A 12,500-nucleotide genomic window follows, 5' to 3' on the forward strand; every position below is an offset into this window, starting at 1 on the left:
CGAGTGGGAGCGCTTCTACAACTTCCACAGACCGCATGGCGCACACAAAGGGAAGACGCCTTACGAAGCACTCAGAGAAAAGCTATAATTAACAAATCTGATGTCTCACGAGCAACCGCACCTTACATGCATGGTCTAACATCTCAGCCTCCAAAACGAGACGCGATATATCGAGTGTGATGCAGAGAGAGCCCCTTTTGCGCTTTTGTAACTTCCATCAGCGCGTCCACAAAGCTCAGGCAAATGTGCGTTGCTCCTTTTGTAGATGCATCCGCGTCAGCGGAATTGATAATAATCAAATGCACGCGCGTGTATCCCGCCATGGCGGCCGTCTGTGCAGGGTGCCGCGCGGGTCGGTTTGGCCCGCAGGCGTCAATCGCTGCGCTTGTCGCGAAGGTTTGCCGGAGTCGTTCTTGAGGTCTATGGGCTACCGGTACTGGCGGGGTAGGGGCGTCGACTGTCTGTCGACCGATGTCTTCAGGGGCAGTGCGCAGAAGGCCAGTGCTTATAATACCAGTTTTCGACTTTTAATCAATTACTTGATCCACACCTTTAAAGTGGATTTCCGGTGCTTTTTGGTGCGGTTACAAAGACCTTTGTTCTTGCGCCTCATAATAGGCTTGGCAGGCCTTTTCCTGACCGCGAATGACGCGTTTTCCGTCAAGAACGCCGCCATGTTCCGTGACAACGGTGACTTGCCCTTCAGGCTGATCGGGGCGTTCAAAATAGATCACCACCCAGTCGCGGGTTCTTCCGAAACGATGCGCTGCCGGGGTATTGGAAAAGAGCGCGGTGAATTGCCAGCCGTCCCGTTCGGTATGCAGGATCGGCAGACGGGTTTCGCCTGTCGGATTGAACCGGCGCGGTTTGATTTCGGGCAGCTTGTCAACATTACTGCGATAGGTCTGATCAATTGAAAGAATGTCAGCGAGAGAGGGTTGCTGGCGATCAATCGGGGCCTGTCGCGGACGTCTGCGCGCCAGCATGTCCGCCAGAGAGTGGCGCAGGCTTTCGACCCGGCGTGGCCCGAACCCCTTGAGGCTGGCCAGCCGTCCGTCATGGGCCGCGGCCTCCAGCGCCTCGAGTGTTTCGATGCCCAGATCGTCATGAATTTGATGGGCCAACGCGGGGCCAATCATCGGTACTGTCCGCAGCACCTTCTCAGGGTCCGCCGCGCCGCGCAAGCGATCCAGCAGGCCCGAAGCACCCGTATCGAGAATTTCGGCGATGGTGGCCGCGATCGACTGTCCGATTGTCGGCAGATCATCAAGACCGCGTTTGCCGCCGCGCTGATAATCGAGCCGAACGGGATTTGATAATCCCCTCAAGTAACTGGCCGCATCGCGGTATGCCCTTATGCGGAAAAGCGAGGCATTCTGTTGCTCCAAAAGGCGTGCCACTTCATCAAGCCTGTCTGCGACAAAGCGGTTTTCCGACAGAGCGTCGTTCACCGGTTGTTGTGGGCCCATGATCTTCTCCGATGCATTCCTTTTTTCCATGTTAAGGTGTCGTTTGGGCCTGTGCCTTGATCGCTATCAATCAGCACGGCGCGCCGTCAGGCCAGACTGCACAAATGATCGGCTAGATGAGACAAAGGAAACCTCCAAAATGAATGATGTCGTCAGATTGACCTGCCTGGCCTGTGGACAGGCAAACCGGGTTCCGGTTGCCAAACTGGACGCAGGGCCAAAATGCGCCAAATGTGGAACTCCTTTAGCTGCAGGCGACGTGACAGCCTTTGACGCGCGTGTTCACGACAAGGCCACCCAGACGGACGAGTTGCCCCTGATCGTGGATTATTGGGCACCGTGGTGCGGACCGTGCCGCATGATGGCGCCGGAGTTTTCCAAAGCCGCCAGCGCGTTGCAGGGAAAGGCGCGGTTTGCCAAGATTGATACGGAGCAGTTCCCACAAATCTCGCAACGCCTGCAAATCCGAGGCATTCCGTTGCTGATCCTGTATCACCGTGGTGCCGAGATCGGACGGTTGTCTGGCGCAAGACCGGCTGCCGAAATCGAGGATTTCGTGCGCCGGAACTTATAAACCAGGTCCTGTATCGGGGGGTGAAATCAACCTTTGTTGCCGGGCGAACGGTCCGCACAATGCCGGGGCAAACCTGCGACAGATGGGCCGTCAGGCCGGGGGTGGGTCCTATTGATCTTGATCGGTGTCTGCGTCGGTCTTTTGTAATTCGGTTCTGAGCAGCGCGACTGTCTGTGCAATTGATCCGGAGGCATCAATTACCCGCCAATCTTCGGGGCGCGTGGCGCTGGTATATTGCGCCCGCACCACATCGGCATCGGCATCTGACGCATCGCCGCGCCGTGCAGTTACACGGTTGATCAGTATATCCAAAGGTGCATCCAGCCAAAAACGGTGCAACGCTACATGCGCGCGCGCGGCCGATGCCGTTGCTTTTTCCTTGTCGGCGTTGTCCAGAAACGTGGCGTCGATCAAGACAGAGTGGCCCGCCCTGAGAATACTTTCCGCCCGCTGAATGACCCTGTCATAGATGGCCGCGCGCGCTTCTGGCGAATACGCGGACGCAGCAAGACGGCTTTGCTGATCAGTACCCTGCATCGCCTTGCGCTCGGTATCACTGCGCAGAAGAACCGCTCCGGGGGCCGCCCCGATCCGGGGTGCCAGGTCTTGTGCCACGGTCGTCTTTCCACTGCCCGACAATCCGCCGATCAGAACAAGCGCAGGTTCAGGCGGCGACAGGACGGCCAGCGCTTCGGCAAGATAGCGCACTGCGTCTTTGGCGATAGATGATCCGGTCGCGCGGGCCGTTTGTGCCAGCACCATTGCGCGGATTGCGGCACGTGCCGCGATGAACAGCGGCAGTGCCGCCAGCCCGTCGTCCTCGCGCCCCATGGCCGCCAGCAGATAATAGCTGAGCGCAATATTGGCCGCGCGGCCAAGGGCGCGATGCTGCAAATCCATGATCAGAAACGCCAGATCATAGAGGACATCGCAGGTGCCCAGAACTTCATCGAATTCCAGCGCATCAAAGGGAACCGGCTTGCCGTTGAGCAGTACCAGATTGCCAAGATGCAGATCGCCGTGGCAGCGGCGAACATGTCCGTCAGCGCCGCGTTGGCGCAGCAGCGGGGCAAGGGTGGCCAGCGCAGTGCGGCTTTGCGTGTGAAACCGGTCAATCTGTGCGGCGTCCAGCAGGTCAATCAGGTCTGCAAATACCCGGTCCAGTTCATCCAGTATATCGGTGATCAGCGTTGCGCCATCGGCGGTGCGTCGCGGCGTTTTGACGTGGTAATCAAACACGCTCTGCCCAAGGTCGCGCGCAAGCACGTCATTCAGCCGACCCTCATCCGCGATCACCGCCAATTCATCTGACGCCGGGAACCGCCGCATTCGCAGAACCCATTCGACGGGTGCCCCACCGCCATCCAGCGCAAGGCGTCCGTTCGCCTCGCGCGTGACCGGGAATACACCTTTGTAGATGTCGGGGGCGATGGGTTGGTTCAACTCCAGCTCGCGTCGGATCATCTTTTCGCGCAAATCAAGCGTCGACAGGTCCATATAATCATACCGCACCGCGCGTTTGATCTTGAGCGCGACATCGCCCGCCAGAAAGATCAGCGCGCCATGGGTTTCAACCATGTCAACCGGCGCGCCCCCGGGGTGGTGATTGGGGCAAGAAAGAAAGGCGATCACGTCGTCTTGTGTCTTGGCGCCTTTGGACGTCTGCCCCATAGCGGTCAATCAACCTCTAACGCTTTGACCCACGCGCCGGGGCAGAGCTTGTCTATCTGGTCGCGAGTCATGGGCATGCCGTCTGCTCCAAAGGCCGTCAAGGCCGAGTCCTGCCTGATCAGAACCGCAACGGGTCTTTTCTGTCCAGCCACAATAACACTTCCGTTGCGGTGCTTGGCGCAGACCACGCTGTCAGAAATCGCCATGACTCGATATGACCCGATTTCTATCATCTGATCCAGCGTCACTGTCATCGACCGGGTCCAAATGCGCGCCATGCAAATCGCGACAGAGGGACAAACAGCGAGGCCAGCGTGACGCGAACGACTGCCGTCAAGCTGCCGTTCAGGATTGCCCGGGTGAAATCCGGGCGCAGATCCAGCGAAACCGATGCAGGCATCGGGTTGGCATATTGCAAGGGCATCAACAGCCCGCAAAGCTGACCGGTATCGGCCGGATCGCCAAGGCCATAGTCCGCGTCGATGTGCAGTTCTGTCAAATGAATACGATGCAAAAGGCCCAGGATCAGTGATGGCACAGCCCGGACCACAGAGCCATGAACGCGCTTGAGCAGTGGCACCCTGCGTTGCTTTGGTTTTGCCGGTTCGGGATCGGGATCGGGCTTGGCGGCAGAGCCTTTGCGCGGCCCCTCGGCCAACGTCAGGCGAGGGGCCAGTCCGGCCAATGCGCGCATCTCGACGCGGTAGGCAAACTGTGGCGATGTGCTCAGGTGCACCCTGACAAAGACCGGTGTCATGAGGGCCACACCGACCAGGAACAGCATCGCAAGCAACAGCCACAGGATGATCGCGAGCAGCAGTGCCATTGCAGGTCAGGCGTCTGGTTTGTCTTTTGACGCCGACATTTTGCCCATGACAGCAGTCGCGGCCTTGGCGGCAATCTCTGTCATGCTGGTCAATGCGCCCTTGACGGATTCGACCCGCGCGCCGTCCTTATCAAAGATGATCGCGCCGAGTGGTTTGATCCCGCCACCAGCACCTGTTCCGGCTGAACTCCCCGATTTCTGGGCGACATTTCCGCCAGCGCCAAACCCGAAACCGTAGCTGACAATCGGGATAACCGTTGCTCCCTCGCGCTCAATCGGGTCGCCAAGGACGTTCTTTGCATTCAGCAACCGGTCAAGCTCTTCAACCGTGCCCTTCAGCAGTTTCTCAACATCTTCCATCGCTCACTCCTTAGGTTTTGGAGGCATGAGCAATATGACTATCTGCAAAGGGTCCGGGCCAATTGACACTGATCAATCGCCATTCCTGAATTTTTCACCTGTCGGCGGTCCAAAAGCCTAGAACCGCAGCGCCATCGCCCAAGGCGGGTTGACCTAGATCAACACCCTGCGCTCCTTTGCGGTTCAGGATCAAATCTTGTAGCGGGCACATCGACGCGGCTATAGCGTCAGCACTTGTGGCAAGGCTGGTCAAGTCTGGTCAAACTATTCTAAACTCAGAGCGCAACGCCGATACCCGGAGATTTTCTGATGGCACGAAAGCCTCAAACGCCATCACCTCGGTCCGATGCCGCGGCAGCCGCGAAACCTTCACGCAAGCGGTCGGGCCGAACTCAGGTGTCCGGTTCCAAGCCGGCCGAAACAAAGTCTGCTCCGGCTTTGACGCCGGTCATCGGGCTCGGGGCATCTGCCGGCGGCCTGCAGGCCCTCACCGATTTTTTCGAAGCGATGCCGGATAAGGCGGGCATGGCTTTTGTGGTCATTCACCATGTGGATCCAAACCACAAAAGCCTGATGGCCGACCTGCTGTCCAAGCACACGAAGATGGCCGTGGAACTTGCGGCGGACTGCACACCTGTCAAACCCGATCATGTCTATATCATCCCGCCCAAGGAATTCCTTTGGATCGAAAACGGTGTTCTGCGCCTGATGGAGCCGCCTGAACCGCGGGGAATGCGGCTGCCAATCGACTTTTTCCTGCGTTCACTTGCCGAAGATCAGAAGCAAAGCGCCGTCGCGGTCATCCTGTCCGGCACGGGCAGCGACGGCACGGCGGGCTTGCGCAACATCAAGGAAAACGGCGGCATGGTTCTGGTGCAGGAGCCTAAGGAGTCCGCCCATGACGGTATGCCGCGCAGCGCGATTGCGACGGGCTCGGTCGATCACGTGCTGCCTGTTGCCGAGATGCATGCGGTCATTTCGAACTATGTGGCGCATCCCTACATCAAACAGGGGGCGAGCACCAAGACTATGGGCGAGAATGCCCGCGGGGCATTGTCCAGGATCATCACGGTTCTGAAGGCCCATACACCGATCAATTTCGAATGCTACAAGGAGGGCACGCTTCTGCGCCGGATCGAGCGGCGCATGGCCCTGCGCCATTTGGAGAATTTAGCGGACTACCTGGCGTTGCTCAAGGATTCGCCGGAAGAGGCGGAAAAGCTCTGTGCCGATCTTCTGATCAGCGTCACGGCCTTCTTTCGCGACCGCGAGGTCTTCGAGTATCTTGCCGAACACGTCATTCGCGATCTGGTCGTGGACTGCGCACCGGGCAAGCCGATCCGGATCTGGGTGCCTGCCTGTGCGACGGGCGAGGAAGCCTATTCGCTGGCGATGTTGATGATCGAGAAAATCGAAGCCCTGCGCAAGGACGTCAAATTGCAGGTCTTTGCCTCCGACGTCGATGAACATGCGCTGTCCATCGCGCGGGCGGGCGTTTATCCCGATTCCATCGTCGGCGATGTCTCGCCCGAGCGCCTGAACCGCTTTTTCGAACAAGAGGACCATTCCTATCGCGTAAAGCCGGAACTGCGCGAAGCCGTCGTCTTTGCGCATCAGAACATCCTTGCCGATGCGCCGTTCTCCAAGCTCGACCTGATCTCTTGCCGGAACCTGCTGATCTACCTGAACCAGCAGGCGCAGGAACGCGTCATCCAGATGTTCCATTTCGCCCTGAATGAAGGCGGGCTGCTGTTTCTGGGATCGTCGGAGACCGCAAACAATCATGAGGTTTACTTTAAACCGGTTTCCAAGAAGCACCGATTGTACAAACGGGTCGGGGGCGGGCTGCATCGCAATTTCGATTTCCCGATCACGACAAACCCGGTCTTCGGACCGACCACGCCCGCGCTGCGCAGCGCCGAAGCAAGCCGTGGGCTGCGTCTTGCCGAACTCAGCAACAAACTGTTGGTCGATCGCTATGCGCCAGCGGCCGTTCTGATCGACGCGCGCATGGAAACGCTGTTTGTGCAGGGCCCGGCGGATCAGTACCTCAAGGTGCCAACCGGCGAGGCCAGCCAGGATTTGCTGGACATGGCCCGCGACGGGTTGCGCGCAAAACTCGGCAGTACGATCCGCCGGGCGTTCAAAACGGATCAGGATGTGACCGCGTCGGGAACCGTGACGCGTGCGGGACATAACGTTCCTGTCTCAATCGCTGCGTATCCGATGGTCGTGGACGGGATCAAGCTGGTGCTTGTGACCTTCGCGGACACGCCTGTGATAAAGGCATCCATCGACTCCGAAGAGGGGCCAAAGGACAGCGCCCTTCACACCCAGTTTGAACAGGAGCTGGAGGCCACCCGCCTCGAGCTTCAGAACACCATCCGGGAATACGAACTCTCGACCGAAGAGCTGAAGGCGTCGAACGAAGAAGCGATGTCGATGAACGAAGAGTTCCAGTCGACCAACGAAGAACTGGAAACCTCCAAGGAAGAGCTGCAATCGCTGAACGAAGAGTTGACGACCGTCAATACCGAGCTGCAGCAAAAGGTCGAGGACGAGCGGCACCTGACGGACGATCTCAACAACCTTCTGTCCAGTTCCGGCATCGCAACCCTGTTTCTGGACCGCGATCTGAAGATCATGCGCTTCACGCCCGCGACCCGGCAGCTTTTCAACGTCATCGCCAATGATGTGGGCCGCCCCTTCAGCGATATCACCGGCAAGATAGACGATCCGAAGTTGCTGGAAGATGCCGTAACGGTTCTCCAGGACCTGACTCCAAGTGAACTTGAGGTACGGGCCGATGGCGACAAATGGTTCATCAGGCGCATTCTGCCTTACCGGACCCAGGACGGAAAGATTGATGGCGTGGTCATCACCTTCTCAGAGGTCACCGATCTAAAGGCCTTGCAGCAAGCGTATGAAGGCGCGTTACAATTCGCCGAAGCAATCATCGGAACCGTGCGCGAGCCGATGCTTGTGCTGGACGAAAACCTCAACGTCGTCAAAGCAAGTCATTCTTTTTTAAGGGCATTTGAGACAACACCTGAAGACACCGAAGGCAAGGCCCTGTTTGCCTTGCAGGGCCGTCAGTTGGATCAGCCGACCCTGCGCAAGCTTCTGGAACGCATTCTACCCGAAGAAACCACCGTCGAAGGGCATGAGGTCGTCGTCGACATCAAGGGCAAAGGGGCCCGGACGATGTTGGTTAACGCCCGCCAGATGAAAGACGGCACGGGTGGCCGTGATTTCATTCTCATGGTTTTGGAGGATGCCACCGAGCGGCTTGAGATCCAACATCGCCTTGAAGAACGCGAGGCGCGCCTGAGGGCGGTCCTGAATGCCGCCCCGGAGGCGATTATCACGATTGATGATCAAGGCATCGTGACGAGCTACAGCCCGGCGGCTGAAACCATTTTGGGGTATACGGCGGCAGAGGTGATTGGCCAGAACGTCAAGATGCTGATGCCGGAACCGCACCAGCATCAGCACGACGACTACATAGCTCGCTACAAGGCAACCGGAGAAAAAAAGGTCATTGGGATCGGCCGCGAGATGAACGCGCGCCGCAAGGATGGCACCGAGGTGCCGATCCGGCTCACCGTTGCCGAATGGTGGATTGACGGCGAACGGAACTTTACCGGTATCCTGCATGATCTGTCAGAGGACATGAAACGCCGCGACGCCTTGCAAAGGGCCCAGAAAATGGAGGCCGTGGGACAGCTTACCGGCGGCCTTGCGCATGATTTCAACAACCTGCTGACAGTGATCATCGGCAATCTGGAATTGCTTGAGATGAACCTGGGGGATTTCCCGAAGAAGGACCTTTTGCAAGAGGCACTGGAAGCCTCTGACCTTGGCGCAAAGCTGACCGCGCAATTGCTGGCGTTTTCCCGCAAGCAGACGCTTGAATCGGAAACTGTGCCGCTCAATGATCTGGTGCGATCGGTCCAACCTCTTCTGAAAAGGACGCTGGGGGATGACATATCGGTCGAAACCGATCTGGCCGACGATCTGAAACTGACGTTGACCGACCCCGGTCAGATCGAAAACGCCATTCTGAACCTCGCCATCAACGCCCGTGACGCGATGCCCAACGGCGGCACCCTGACGATCGAGACCAAGAACGTGACGCTGGACGTGGATTACGCTGCCACGCAGGTCGACGTCGAACCCGGTGATTATGTCGCCCTGTCTGTCACCGACACCGGCACGGGCATGAAACCCGAGGTGATGGCCCGCGCATTCGAGCCGTTTTTCACCACCAAGGGTGTCGGCGCGGGGTCGGGGCTTGGCCTGAGCATGATCTACGGTTTTGCAAAGCAGTCGGGCGGCCATGTGGCGATTTACAGCGAAGAGGGGGTGGGCACGACGGTCACGCTCTATCTTCCGCCCGCCGACAAGGGGGCTGCGGCGGTTGCGGACCCCGGTGAAAGTGCCATTCCGAAATCGCGAAACGAGACCATTCTGGTGGTAGAGGATGACCCTCGTGTCCGGCGGCTCACCGTGACCCGTCTGGAGGATTTGGGCTATGAGACCCTGGCCGCCGAGAACGGGCCCGCCGCGCTTGAGATTATTCGCGGTAATGACGGGATTGATCTTGTCCTGTCGGATGTGGTGATGCCTGGCGGCCTGAACGGTTTTCAGGTCGCCGATCAGGCGCTTGCGATCAACCCCGCGCTCAAGATTTTGCTGGCGACCGGATATGCCAGCGGCGGCGCGGCGGCCGTCGGTGCGGCCCAGAACCGCCACCCCTTGTTGCGCAAGCCGTATAGCTTGCGTGACCTTGCAAAGGCGTTGAGAGAGCTGCTGGAATGACTTTGAAACCCAGGCCCGCTTTGGCCCGTTGATAGAAAGAACCGGCCCGTTCGAGGGCGCGGATGTCAGGCCGGGTGCCTTACCTCCAGCCTGAAAATGCCATCAATGACGTCGAAAACACGGTCCGAGGGAAAGACGCCATCATTGTTGGCGGCCAGCTTGGTCAGATAGCCGGGATCGACACCCCTGAAAACGCGGGTCAGGAAACCGGCACCCTTACCATCCTTGCCGTGGCAGGAGGCGCAGGAATTCAGGAACTCGGCGGGGTCGGCTTTGAACCCGCCTGTTTCCTGCGCAAAGATAACCCGGCGCGGGACAGCCCCGTCCCGTTCAGTGAGGGGGCCGTCAGGCGGATGACATCAGACGGCTCATTGCCTGATCGCCCAATGCCCGGGCCGTGGCCTGGGTGTCTGCGACCACCATGAAGTTGACCACCGTGCCTTGCGTTGCAAGCGGTGGTGAAAGAAGGATGACGCCATTTGCAGGCGAGGCACGCCGATAGAGCAGGTCATCCAGCCGTTTGAGCAGTTCGCCCGTCCCGATCCATTTGCCGTTCAGCTTTTCCTGCAGGATCAAAAGCCCCTTGAACGACCGCAGGTCGCCCGATGCGAGCGCGGCCGTCATCGGTATTGATACGCCCCCCCATCGGCCGTTGCACTCTATCCAGTGAATCGTGTCGCGCCCGTCTTTGCCTGCAACGAGCACAGCGTCAAAGCTGCACCGCCCATAATATCCGATGTGCTGGAGAACGGCGGCGATCAGTTCGGATTCGCCATGAAGTCGGCGCAGGATCGGCTCGGGCAAGGACGCTCTGGCGGCACCGGCAAAGGCCGCAACCTCGCCCGTGACGGTCTGTTCGAAAATGCCTTCGACGATCGGTTTTCCGTCGCCGGGTCTTGGAATCCACAATTGCGCCGAGGGGGTGCAGACGACATTGTCGTCCCAAACGCCGACAAGGACCGGATAGCTGTCCCGCCAGCCCGTGGCATGCAGGCGCGTCAGCAGGAAATCCCGTATCTCGGTCAGTGTTTTGGCGGCCAGGAACGTACTGCTCACCCGCACGTTTCCTGCGGAGCCGGCGCTATCGGGGACCTTGATAACCACCTGTGCGGCGCGCTTGCTGATGTGCGAGACAAGTGCGGCGGCGGCGGCCGGACCGTAGGCCGACATCGTCGGCGGCGTCGCGTCACGGCCCAGCACCGCGCAGGCCAGTTGCGAGAACCACAGCTTGTCATTGCTTCGTGTCGTGACACGGGGCGAGGGGCCGCAGACGTCAACAACCTGTTGCGCGGCCTCGCCGATGGCCTGTGCCAACCGCCAGATGTTTCCGGTCGTCAGATAGGATTTCAGCGTCAAACCGCCATTGCGCGACGCGGTTTCTGCCAGGCTTTCAATCAGCGCAGAAGAGGCGAGCGCCTGTTTCGAAACCGGCAGGATGTCAGGGCCGTGCACCTCGAGAAAGGTCAGGTTCTCAAGCCCGAGGTGCCCGGCAAGATAGTCTTCGAACCGGGTATCGCGTCTGCGGACAAGAACGATGTCATTCGACCGGGCCAGATGGGACATCCGATATTCGAGGTGCGTTTCCTGTCCCGACCTCAACAAGCTGATTTCGGATTGATCGCCAATCAGCAGAGAGGGGCCGGGGCCGGTGCCCTGACGCACGAAAGGCCCGAAATCGAGCGAGCCCAGCAATGCGGGCTCGTCAGCGACAAGGCGCTCGGCAATCGTCGCGCAGTCTTTCATCCGGGTCCTCCGCAACCAATGGGCAGGCATAGCCTAGGGCGGTTTTTTGCGACTGCAATTGAGCGATGTCATGCCGCCCGCGCGCGGCGTGATAAGATGCCTCTGGCAAAACAAGAGGTGAGATCATGTGCCGTCTTTATGCCATGCATGCCAATGAACCGACGCGGGTCGAATGCGGTCTGGTCAAGTCGCAAAATGCCTTGATGGCGCAAAGCGAAAGCGACATGAGCGGATATGCGCATGGTCATGGCTGGGGCATTGCCGATTACCCTGACGGCGTTCCGATCCTTGAAAAACAGGTCTGGGCGGCCTTTCACGGCGAACATTTCGCCCGCAAGGCGGCGCAGGTCTATGCCCGCACCGTCGTGGCCCATGTCAGGCGTGCGACCGTTGGCGGAACCAGCATTGAAAACACGCATCCCTTTGTGCATGGGCGATGGATCTTCGCGCATAACGGCACCCTTCCCAACTTTGACCGGGTGCGTTTCCCGATGCTTGAGCATATGGACCCGCTGCACCGGTCCGAAATCAGGGGGACGACCGACAGCGAGCACGTGTTTCGCTATCTTCTGAGCCTCTTTCTGCGCCATCCGGAAGACGGTCTGATGGCCAGCGTGCGCCGCGGCCTCGAGCAGATCGTCGACTGGTGCGCCGAAGTGGACCCCGATGCCAGGGTGGGTTTGAACATCGTGCTCACCGACGGTGAGTACCTGATCGGGTCGCGCCTGAACCGGTCGCTTTATCACCTGCAGCGCGACCACGTCTTTTCCTGCCCGATCTGTGGCAAGTCGCATGCCCATCACGAACCGACAACGGACTATCAGGCGGTCGAGATCGCTTCGGAACCCGTCACGCATGGGGAAGACTGGTACGAAATACCCAATGGCACCCTTTTCCAGATTGCCGAGGATTACCGCCTCGACATGGAGCCGCTGGCCCGAAACGCAGTCGTTTGAGACAGGTCGAGACCACTCAGATGTCAGTTTTTCGCATGCGGACAACAAGACAATGGCGCGCATCGCGCCATCTGCACATG

General features: G+C 59.1%; 9 protein-coding genes and 1 pseudogene. 4 read left to right on the top strand and 6 right to left on the bottom strand.

Annotated elements, in window-relative coordinates; translation table 11 throughout:
- Positions 1-88, top strand: a pseudogene (locus ROG8370_RS15505) (IS481 family transposase); the annotation flags it as partial.
- A gap of 496 nt (positions 89-584) precedes the next feature.
- Here the strand turns inward: ROG8370_RS15505 and ROG8370_RS15510 are convergent.
- Positions 585-1,469 carry a helix-hairpin-helix domain-containing protein gene (locus ROG8370_RS15510; RefSeq protein WP_085828089.1) on the bottom strand — a complete coding sequence of 295 codons (885 nt, stop codon included), beginning with the start codon at positions 1,467-1,469 and terminating at the stop codon, positions 585-587.
- Between the two features lie 139 nt (positions 1,470-1,608).
- Between ROG8370_RS15510 and ROG8370_RS15515 the strand changes: the two genes are divergently transcribed.
- Positions 1,609-2,043, top strand: a complete 435-nt coding sequence (locus ROG8370_RS15515) for a thioredoxin domain-containing protein (protein ID WP_085828115.1) — start codon at positions 1,609-1,611, stop codon at positions 2,041-2,043.
- Positions 2,044-2,151: 108 nt separating this feature from the next.
- Here ROG8370_RS15515 and ROG8370_RS15520 read toward each other — a convergent pair whose 3' ends face one another.
- From ROG8370_RS15520 to ROG8370_RS15535, 4 genes are read right to left on the bottom strand one after another with little or no spacing between them, the layout of a single operon-like run.
- Positions 2,152-3,714 (bottom strand): bifunctional aminoglycoside phosphotransferase/ATP-binding protein, encoded by a 1,563-nt coding sequence (locus tag ROG8370_RS15520; RefSeq protein ID WP_085828090.1) that lies wholly within the window; start codon positions 3,712-3,714, stop codon positions 2,152-2,154.
- Positions 3,715-3,719: 5 nt separating this feature from the next.
- The gene (locus ROG8370_RS15525; RefSeq protein WP_085828091.1) at positions 3,720-3,968 is read right to left on the bottom strand and encodes a hypothetical protein; all 249 of its coding nucleotides are present in this window, start codon (positions 3,966-3,968) and stop codon (positions 3,720-3,722) included.
- Positions 3,965-4,540 (bottom strand): DUF2953 domain-containing protein, encoded by a 576-nt coding sequence (locus ROG8370_RS15530; protein WP_085828092.1) that lies wholly within the window; start codon positions 4,538-4,540, stop codon positions 3,965-3,967. Before ROG8370_RS15530 ends, ROG8370_RS15525 begins: the two co-directional genes overlap by 4 nt.
- Positions 4,541-4,546: 6 nt before the next feature.
- Positions 4,547-4,900: a GerW family sporulation protein gene (locus ROG8370_RS15535; RefSeq protein WP_085828093.1), complete on the bottom strand. Its 354-nt coding sequence runs from the start codon at positions 4,898-4,900 to the stop codon at positions 4,547-4,549.
- A gap of 396 nt (positions 4,901-5,296) precedes the next feature.
- Here ROG8370_RS15535 and ROG8370_RS15540 point away from each other — a divergent pair, with 396 nt between their 5' ends.
- Positions 5,297-9,721 carry a chemotaxis protein CheB gene (locus ROG8370_RS15540; protein ID WP_170925266.1) on the top strand — a complete coding sequence of 1,475 codons (4,425 nt, stop codon included), beginning with the start codon at positions 5,297-5,299 and terminating at the stop codon, positions 9,719-9,721.
- A gap of 345 nt (positions 9,722-10,066) precedes the next feature.
- Here the strand turns inward: ROG8370_RS15540 and ROG8370_RS15545 are convergent, their stop codons facing one another.
- Entirely contained in the window at positions 10,067-11,464 is a 1,398-nt protein-coding gene (locus tag ROG8370_RS15545; RefSeq protein ID WP_085828095.1) for a preATP grasp domain-containing protein, read from the bottom strand.
- A gap of 125 nt (positions 11,465-11,589) precedes the next feature.
- Here ROG8370_RS15545 and ROG8370_RS15550 point away from each other — a divergent pair, with 125 nt between their 5' ends.
- Complete coding sequence (locus tag ROG8370_RS15550) at positions 11,590-12,420, top strand: class II glutamine amidotransferase (RefSeq protein WP_085828096.1); 831 nt, start codon at positions 11,590-11,592, stop codon at positions 12,418-12,420.
- The last annotated feature ends 80 nt before the right edge of the window (positions 12,421-12,500 follow it).

Source organism: Roseovarius gaetbuli, from assembly GCF_900172365.1.
Classification (GTDB): Bacteria; Pseudomonadota; Alphaproteobacteria; order Rhodobacterales; family Rhodobacteraceae; genus Roseovarius; species Roseovarius gaetbuli.

Bases quoted from the DNA above. Each gene is read 5' to 3' on its own strand.
- ROG8370_RS15535 (WP_085828093.1), bottom strand. From the start codon at position 4,900: ATGGAAGATGTTGAGAAACTGCTGAAGGGCACGGTTGAAGAGCTTGAC.
- ROG8370_RS15520 (WP_085828090.1), bottom strand. From the start codon at position 3,714: ATGGGGCAGACGTCCAAAGGCGCCAAGACACAAGACGACGTGATCGCC.
- ROG8370_RS15525 (WP_085828091.1), bottom strand. From the start codon at position 3,968: ATGACAGTGACGCTGGATCAGATGATAGAAATCGGGTCATATCGAGTC.
- ROG8370_RS15515 (WP_085828115.1), top strand. From the start codon at position 1,609: ATGAATGATGTCGTCAGATTGACCTGCCTGGCCTGTGGACAGGCAAAC.
- ROG8370_RS15510 (WP_085828089.1), bottom strand. From the start codon at position 1,469: ATGGGCCCACAACAACCGGTGAACGACGCTCTGTCGGAAAACCGCTTT.
- ROG8370_RS15530 (WP_085828092.1), bottom strand. From the start codon at position 4,540: ATGGCACTGCTGCTCGCGATCATCCTGTGGCTGTTGCTTGCGATGCTG.
- ROG8370_RS15550 (WP_085828096.1), top strand. From the start codon at position 11,590: ATGTGCCGTCTTTATGCCATGCATGCCAATGAACCGACGCGGGTCGAA.
- ROG8370_RS15545 (WP_085828095.1), bottom strand. From the start codon at position 11,464: ATGAAAGACTGCGCGACGATTGCCGAGCGCCTTGTCGCTGACGAGCCC.